This is a genomic window from Mycobacterium sp. (assembly GCF_025965855.1).
In the GTDB taxonomy this organism is placed as follows: domain Bacteria; phylum Actinomycetota; class Actinomycetes; order Mycobacteriales; family Mycobacteriaceae; genus Mycobacterium.
The window spans coordinates 1-6,475 of record NZ_JAOPWB010000109.1 but is presented as its reverse complement, the minus strand read 5'-3'; the positions used below and the strand labels follow the sequence as shown (position 1 = coordinate 6,475).

The window sequence follows — 6,475 nt, the reverse complement described above, 5'->3', positions numbered from 1 at the left end:
CCGCCGTCCTCATTGCGCCCCACGTGCTCTGACATCGTTGACCTAATGACGATCGACCAGTCCGCCGACACCCGCCGCTCCCCCACCGCGCGGGTAACCGCCGCGTATTGCAGAATCACCGAAGTCGATCGGCCCGAAGTCTGGATCACGTTGCGCGAACAGGCCGATGTGCTCGCCGACGCCGGCGCGGTCGAACAACGGCTCGCCGCTGGAGAGAGCCTGCCCCTGGCGGGAATGCTGGTCGCGGTCAAGGACAACATCGACGTCGCCGGCCTCCCAACCACCGCAGGCTGCCCCGAGTTTGCCTACCTGCCCTCAACCACGGCCGCCGCCGTCGACCGGCTCCGTGCCGCGGGAGCCGTCGTTCTCGGGAAAACGAACCTCGACCAATTCGGCACCGGCCTGGTGGGCACTCGGAGCCCCTTTGGCGCCGTGCGCAATTCGCGCCATCCGCACCTGGTCGCCGGGGGCTCGAGTTCCGGTTCCGCCGTGGCTGTCGCGCTGGGCATCGCCGACATCGGCATCGGCACCGACACCGCAGGGTCGGTGCGGGTCCCCGCCGCACTCAACGGCATCGTCGGGATCAAGCCCACACTCGGGATCATCCCCACCCACGGGGTGGTTCCGGCCTGCGCCAGCTTCGATGCCGTCTCCGTGCTGGCGGCCGACCTCAACCTGGCCACCGCCGCGGCCGCAGTGATGGCCGGCACCGACTCCCGCGATCCCCGTAGCCGTAAGTGGCCCGCCGACGTTCGCCTCGCCGCACCCCACGCACCCCGGGTGGCGATCCCGGAGGCCGCCAACCTGGCCGCACTCAGCGATGCCTATCGACTCGCATTCGAGCGGAGCGTGGCCCTTGGCACCGACGCCGGGTTGAGCGTCGAACCGGTCGATATCTCCGTCCTGCTGGACGCGGGCCTGCTGCTCTATGACGGTGCGTTTGTCGCCGAACGATATGCGGCCGTCGGCGAATTCCTCGACGGCGCACCGGCGGGTGCGGATCCCGTCGTGGCGTCAATCATCACCGCGGGACGCGCGATCACCGGCCCCGCATTCGCCGCCGATCTGGACGCACTGGCACGCGCGCGGGCCGACGCCGCCGAGCTCGTCGGCGGGTTCGATGCTCTGCTGCTCCCCACCACCACCGAACACCCCACACTGGGCGAGATCCAGGCTGATCCCTACGCGATCAACCGTCGCATGGGCACTTACACCAATTTCTGCAATCTGCTCGACATGGCGGCCGTCGCCGTGCCCGGCGCGCCGACGACCACCGGTGGTCCATTCGGGGTGATGGTCGTCGTACCGGCATTTGGCGACCAAATCGCCGTGGACATCGCCGCACGATTGCACGGGACGACATCCACACTTCTGATCGAAATAGGCTGCGATGTAGCGCTATTCGGTGCGCACGTTCTCCGGCAGCCCATGCACCGGCAGCTCGAACAACTCGGCGCCCGCTACACCGGCCACATCAACGCGGCGCGACAAGGCGCGCCCATCCAAGGCGAATTGTTCCGTATCTCCGAAGCCGGCCTGGGTCGCCTACTCGCTTCCCTACCCGCGCATACGGCCCACACCGGCATCGAAATCGAATATGGGCGCACCGTCATCGGTTTCACGGCCAGAACTGGATGCAATACCTGAGAACGATCGCATCAGCTACATCCACAGTTTTGCCAGCGAGTCAGCGAGTGTTTCCGGGTCCTGCTTGTCGGTATTGCAGCTGATGGCCAGGGACGTGTTCCGGTCCTTGCTCACGCGGAATGCCGTGACGAACCCGCCCCAGGCGCCATCGTGGTCGAGCGTGCCGTTGGCCATCAAATAGATTCCGGCACCGTAACGATCGGCGCCGCCCGGTTCGGTCGGCACCGCGCCGGCCAGTTGCGCATCGAGCAACCCGGAACCGCCCACGCGGCCGGTTCGGTAATTGTCGGCCCATCCGACCAATTGGCTTGGCGTGGTCTGGATGCCGCCGTCGCCGACCTGCTCCCAAGCCGATTCGGTCGCCCGGTATCCGTCGCTGCTCTTCTCGTACGAGACGGCTTTGTCGGGAATCGGACCGGTGGGGTCCAGAACCATGGCCAGGCCGAGCGGACGGAAGATCTGTTCGGCGAGGAACTGCGGCAGCGGTTCCCGCGCGACCCGGCCGACGATCTCGCCGAGCAGCAGGTAGTTGGAGTTGGAGTACTCGAATTGGGAACCGGGTTGAAATTCCAGCTTCGGCACTCCGACCAAAGCCTGCACGGCTTCGTCCTCGGTGGTGCGGTCGCCGAGCTGATAACCCTGCGCCTCGAGCAGACCGACGTACTCGGGGATTCCGCTTGTCTGGTGCATCAGCTGCCCGACGGTGACCGTGGTCGCCCACGTCGGCAGCTCGGGGATGTAGCGGGACAAGGGGTCGCTGAGGGTCAGCTTCCCCGCAGCTACGAGCAAGAGGACTCCGGTCGCGGTGAACTGCTTGGACACCGAGGCGATGTCGAACACCGTTTGCGTGGTGATCGCCTTGCCGCTCGACATGTCGGCGACACCGCGAACGCCCGTCCAGGCCACCTTTCCCTTGACGCCTACCGCGGCCGAGCATCCCGGCGCACCGGCCTTGATCGCGTCGTCCAGCACGTTCTGGCTTCGCGCAACGGCATCGGCGTGATCGGTTGAGGTGGTGGTGGGCGCGGGGCTATGGCCCCCGCCGCAGGCGCCGAGCAACAGCATGACCGCGACAAGCGATAGTCGCTTACGGAACATGTTTGTTCACAACGGGTTTCACGACACGTCGCCGGCGACAGCCGCGCGAAGCGCCGGCGCCGTGCACGCGGCAGGGCAGGCCAAGGCCGGCGGTGAGAACGGACGGTTTCGTCATACCGTGATGATTGCGCTCGGGGCGGGGCCGCGCAGGCAAATGGGGCTTTGAGGCGGTACAGGTAGGGTACGCGGCAGTGCCATCCGGGTCACTCAGCGATCTTCACCAGGGAGTCGGGATGTCGGGTCGTAAGTTCTCGTTCGAAATCAACCGGACCACCAGCGCGCCCGCGGCGACGTTGTTCCGGCTCGTGGCCGACGGCGCCAACTGGTCGAAGTGGGCCAAGCCGATCGTTCTTCAGTCGAGTTGGGCGCGCCAGGGGGATCCGGCACCGGGCGGCGTCGGGGCCGTCCGCAGGGTGGGCCTGTGGCCCTTGCTCGTCCAGGAGGAAACCGTCGCGTACGAGCAGGATCGCCGCCACGCCTACAAGCTGGTCGGGCCGCCGAGCCCCGCCAAGGATTACTCCGGGGAGGTGGTCTTCACCCCGAATCCGGCGGGCGGTACCGACATCCGCTGGACCGGCGCGTTCGTCGAGGGAGCCCCTGGGACGGGCCCGGTGATGCGGGCGGCGCTGGGCGGGGCGGTCCGGTTCTTCGCGGGTCGGCTGGTGAAGGCGGCCGAGCGCGAGTAAAACGGCGGGCGATAGCGTTTCTCGTTGGGGCGCAAAGCGTTACGGGACACGTGACGGCCGCATCCTGCGGCCGTCACGCTACGATACAAGACTACGGGCCGGGGTGGTCCTCGACCCATTGACCCTGTTGCTCAGCTTGCTGAGCCTGCAGCTGGGCCTGTTCGTTTTGTTGTTCGGCCTGCTGTTCGGACTGTTGCATCTGCTGCAGGGCCTGCTGCTCCTGCTGTTGGGCTTGGTCGTCGTCGTTATCGGCGGCGAAGCCGCCAAACGGGCCGCTGGCGGGAGCCGCTAGGGCCACGTCGGTCGCGCGCACCGATCCCGCCCCGAGCGCGGTTGGGGTCGCGTCGGGGCGCGCGGCGTCGAACAGTGCGATCATTGCCAGGGTCGCGGCCCCGGCGAAAATCAGTTGCATCGCGCGCAATCGCCGACGCCGATCAGGGGCGGTGGTGGTCATCCTTCATGTTTGCGCCCTGGGGCTAGCCGCAAGCTGAGAAGGGGCTATCGCTCGCATATGAGATCGCGATGCTGCGCGAACTAGCCGCTACTTCGAGCCAATCTCGTCCTGATACTCCCTGGTTATCGGCCTACCTGGCATAAGGCGACTGCTAACCCCGATGCCTACAGCAAACACGGTCGCTCTCCCCCTGGACAAATAAAGGCAATGCGCGGAGGTTTAAGTGAGCACCGGGAGGCGAATTACTAAAGGGCGTCGTGGTTGGTTTGCCTGACCGTGTAATCGCCTATGATGCGGCGCTGAGTTTCGGTCGCTTGAAGAGGTGAATGAATGAAACGATTCGCTCTTTTCGGCATAGTGGCCACTGCATGGCTAGGTCTGAGTGTTCCCGTGGCTCAGGCGGATATAGGCGGAAACGTACCCGGCCCCGGGTTATGCGACTATCCGGGGGTGGGGGGATCGGGCATGGAGATGGGGGCCTATCACTATTGGTGCGACTTCCCAGTTGAGGAGAACGGCAGTCGCTGGCACTGCGAGTACGGCGGCGGTGCCGTGCAGGGTATCGGCGGCATCAACATCTTCATGTTCAACGCCTCGGTCATCGCCCCGCTGGGGGCGCTGGAGGGTTCGTGTTCGTTCCGCTGCCCCGACGGCTCGCTGTCGGCCGCGCCGAACCCGCCCGGCGCATGGAGAAATGCGCTCACCCCGAAAAAATGTCTTCCGCTAGAAGTTGCGCCGACGTCTAAACCGAATACCGGACTGCCGCCCTGGCCCGGCCAGCAACTTCCTGGTGTAACAAATCCGGTAACCCCCAACCCAGAGACCACGGAAAACCCTTAGGGCCAATCGATCCGCTCGTCGAGCTCGACCACGGTTAGGGTGCTAACCGCGCAGAGTATTTGCGCCGCGAGCTCGCCCTTGTGCGGCCCCGGCTGATCGTCGCGTTGGGCGGCGACGCCCACACTGCGATGGCCGACGAGTACCGGCACGCGGCGGTCGTCGAGCGGCGGCGGTCCAGCCCGCCGCCAGTGCTGCCCGCCGACGGCCTGGCGGCGCTGCGCCTGCCGCACCCGTCCAGCGTGAAAATTCTGGCCAGCGGCCGAGCGCGAGCAATGGATAGAAAGCGTCGCCGCCCGTTAGCTGCGGCTTGGCGCTAGGTAAGGATATTCACGCCGGCCGCTCGGTAAAACTCTAGGTCAGACCGTATTAGTAGGTCGTTTCTCGCTTTCATACTTCTTGGCCATGTGCTCGACGGCCTGCAGCTGAGACTGCGCGAGGCCCTCCCGCACCTGCCCGGCGCGCGCGGCGGCGTCCAGCGTGGGCTGCGCCTGACCCTGGAAGTGCGGCATCACTTCGGCGGCGAACAGTTCGGCGGAGCGCTTGGTGGCGGCGGGATCGGCCCACTCGTGGCCCATCTGCAGGAAGCAGCCGAATCCGCCGGACTGGTCCCACAGCCGCTGCACCTGCGCCCGCGCCCGTTCCGGAGTGCCGATGACCCCTGCCCCGTTGTCGTTAATGACGTCGATCATCTCGTCGAGTTGTTCGCCCGGCATGGTCATCTGGGGGAAGGCGGCCACCTTCTGGAAGTAGTTGAACCACGACTCGATCCCGAATTTCACGTCGGCGCGGGCCTGTTCGTCGGTCCCGGCGATGTGCATCGGCCCGACCAGGCTCCAGTTGGAGCGGTCGACCCGCGTGCCGAAGGCCGCGGCGCGCTCCTCGACGATGCCCCAGTGATAGGAAAGGGCGTCGAAGCCCTCGACGATCAGCGTCGCACCGATGGAGAGCAGGCCGATGCCGTGCTTGCCGGCCAGCCGCGCCCCGGTCGGCGAGGCGACCGCGGCGACCGCCAGCGGGATCCCACCATCCGAATACGGGGCCAGCTGCAACTTGGCGTCAAAAAGCTGGTGCGTGGCGGTTTTTGCGCTCACCGTCTCGCCCGCCAGCAAGCGAACGACGATGTCGAGGTTGGTTTCGAGAAGCTCGCGCGTGTCGGTGGGGTTCAGTCCGATCATCGCCGAATCCGTCGGTAACGAGCCCGGTCCCACGCCGCCGATCACGCGACCATGCGTGAGGTGATCCAGGAGCATCAACCGGTCGGCGACCCAAAGCGGGTTGTGATACGAGAGCGAAATGACCCCGGTGCCAAAGCGAATCCGCTTGGCGCGTTCGGCGGCCGCGGCGATGAAGACTTCCGGAGAGCTGATGATCTCGCTGCCGGCCGAGTGATGCTCCCCGATCCAGGCTTCGTCGAAGCCGAGCGCGTCGAGGTGTTCGACGAACTCGAGATCGCGCTGCAGGGCTAGCGTCGGATTCGTGCCTGCCCGGTGGAACGGGGCGATGAAATATCCAAACCTCAGCTTGGCCATTGGGTTCCCCTTGCGGTCGCGTTGCCCGAACCATAACGCAAGGCGCCCCCGGTTAGGTCAAAAGGGAGGACCCCAGACACTGTTCGGCCGGCGGGGCCAGATTCACATGGCCCCACCGGCTTGGGGGCAAGTCTTTCGTCGTAGCAGTGTTTTAGTAGCCGCCGCAGACGTTGCCGACGCAACCGCCGCCGCCGCCCGGTCCACCGCCGCCGCCACCAACG

At 66.2% G+C, this 6,475-nt stretch carries 7 protein-coding genes; 4 read left to right on the top strand and 3 right to left on the bottom strand.

Translation table 11 applies throughout. The features are described 5' to 3' along the window. Window positions 1–45: 45 nt before the first annotated feature. Complete coding sequence (locus JWP83_RS08015; RefSeq protein ID WP_297728254.1) at window positions 46–1,647, top strand: allophanate hydrolase; 1,602 nt, start codon at window positions 46–48, stop codon at window positions 1,645–1,647. 15 nt (window positions 1,648–1,662) lie between these two features. Here JWP83_RS08015 and JWP83_RS08010 read toward each other — a convergent pair whose 3' ends face one another. Next, window positions 1,663–2,745, bottom strand: coding sequence for a serine hydrolase (locus JWP83_RS08010; RefSeq protein WP_297728251.1), 1,083 nt, complete (start codon window positions 2,743–2,745; stop codon window positions 1,663–1,665). A 233-nt stretch (window positions 2,746–2,978) separates the two neighbouring features. On the opposite strand from JWP83_RS08010, the gene JWP83_RS08005 reads away from it, so the two are divergent. Then, entirely contained in the window at window positions 2,979–3,431 is a 453-nt protein-coding gene (locus tag JWP83_RS08005; RefSeq protein ID WP_297728248.1) for an SRPBCC family protein, read from the top strand. 91 nt (window positions 3,432–3,522) lie between these two features. Here JWP83_RS08005 and JWP83_RS08000 read toward each other — a convergent pair whose 3' ends face one another. After that, window positions 3,523–3,885, bottom strand: a complete 363-nt coding sequence (locus tag JWP83_RS08000; RefSeq protein ID WP_297728245.1) for a hypothetical protein — start codon at window positions 3,883–3,885, stop codon at window positions 3,523–3,525. A 465-nt stretch (window positions 3,886–4,350) separates the two neighbouring features. Here JWP83_RS08000 and JWP83_RS07995 point away from each other — a divergent pair, with 465 nt between their 5' ends. Next, complete coding sequence (locus JWP83_RS07995; protein ID WP_297728242.1) at window positions 4,351–4,725, top strand: hypothetical protein; 375 nt, start codon at window positions 4,351–4,353, stop codon at window positions 4,723–4,725. A gap of 80 nt (window positions 4,726–4,805) precedes the next feature. Next, window positions 4,806–5,042 (top strand): hypothetical protein, encoded by a 237-nt coding sequence (locus tag JWP83_RS31195; protein ID WP_367185598.1) that lies wholly within the window; start codon window positions 4,806–4,808, stop codon window positions 5,040–5,042. Between the two features lie 39 nt (window positions 5,043–5,081). Here JWP83_RS31195 and JWP83_RS07985 read toward each other — a convergent pair whose 3' ends face one another. Beyond that, window positions 5,082–6,254, bottom strand: a complete 1,173-nt coding sequence (locus JWP83_RS07985; RefSeq protein ID WP_297728237.1) for an LLM class flavin-dependent oxidoreductase — start codon at window positions 6,252–6,254, stop codon at window positions 5,082–5,084. Window positions 6,255–6,475: the final 221 nt, after the last annotated feature.